Origin of the sequence: Nonomuraea sp. NPDC026600, assembly GCF_040638335.1 — a bacterium.
Taxonomy (GTDB): domain Bacteria; phylum Actinomycetota; class Actinomycetes; order Streptosporangiales; family Streptosporangiaceae; genus Nonomuraea.
In genome coordinates, this window is record NZ_JBEZYD010000116.1 from 1 (window position 1) to 1,305 (window position 1,305).

At 63.6% G+C, this 1,305-nt stretch carries 2 protein-coding genes; both read right to left on the reverse strand.

Going from position 1 to position 1,305, the window contains the following annotated elements; genetic code table 11:
- The coding region (locus AB0F17_RS66450) for a carbohydrate ABC transporter permease (protein WP_358047862.1) at positions 1-431 on the reverse strand (431 nt) is incomplete at its 3' end.
- Positions 415-1,305: sugar ABC transporter permease (locus AB0F17_RS66455; RefSeq protein ID WP_358047864.1), on the reverse strand; the 891-nt coding region annotated here is incomplete at its 5' end. The genes AB0F17_RS66450 and AB0F17_RS66455, both read right to left, overlap by 17 nt.

A 1,305-nucleotide genomic window follows, 5' to 3' on the forward strand; every position in this document is an offset into this window, starting at 1 on the left:
TTGGAGAACACGATGTACTGCGGCACGACCGTCACGTGGTAGGGCAGCATGATCGAGCCGAGCATCAGCGCGAACCACAGCTTCTTCAGCGGGAAGTTCAGCCGGGCGAAAGCGTAGGCGGCCAGCGAGCAGGCGACCAGGTTGGCCACCACGGTCAGGCCCGTCAGCACCGCGGAGTTCCACAGGTAGTAGCCGAAGGAGTGCTTGAGCGCGCTCCAGCCCTCGCTGTAGTTCTCCAGCGTGAACGTGCTCGGCCACAGGCCCGGCTCGCGGAAGATGAGATCCTCCGGCTTCAGCGAACTGGACACCATCCACAACAGCGGATAGAGCATGACCAGCCCGAAACCGACCAGCAGGACGTGCTTGAGGAGGCGGCTGCCCCGCGGAAGCGGCCGGAACAGCACCGGAACCGCTTTACTTCGTGTCGCCATAGAAGACCCAATACTTCGACGCGAGGAAATTCACGCCGGTCAGCCCGGCGATGATGAGCAGCAGGACCCACGCCATGGCGGCCGCGTAGCCCATCTCGTAACTCTTGAAGCCCTTCAGGTACAGGTAGAGCGTGTAGAAGAGCGTGGAGTCGACCGGACCACCCGTGCCGCTGCTGACGATGAACGACTGGGTGAACGACTGGAACGACTTGATCACCTCGAGCACGAGGTTGAAGAAGATGATCGGCGTCAGCAGCGGCAGCGTGATCGAGCGGAACTGCCGCAGCCGGCCCGCCCCGTCCACCTGAGCCGCCTCGTAGTAGCTCTGCGGAATCTGCCGCAACCCGGCCAGGAAGATCACCATGGGCGCGCCGAACGTCCACACATGCAGCAGGATCAGCGTCCCCAGCGCCGTGTCCGGATCGGAGACCCACCCGGCGCCCTGGATGCCGAAGACGTCCAGCACCGCGTTGACCAGCCCATCGGAGCCGAAGATCTTCCGCCACAGGATGGCGACCGCCACACTGCCCCCCAGCAGCGAGGGCAGATAGTAGATCGAGCGATAGAACGACAACCCGCGCAGACCCCGATCCAGCGCCAGCGCCAGACCCAGCGCGAAAGCCAGCTGCATCGGCACCGACACCACCACGTAGACCGTGGTCACCTTCAACGAGGCCAGGAACCGCGTGTCGACGGTGAACAACTCGCGGTAGTTGTCCCACCCGACCCACTTGGCCGACTCCAGCAGGTTGTAGTCGGTGAACGACAGATACAGCGACGCCAGGATCGGACCAACCGTGATCACGAACAGACCGATGAACCATGGCGCGAGGAAGACGTAGGCGGTACGCGCCTCACGCCGTCTGTGAGCGTT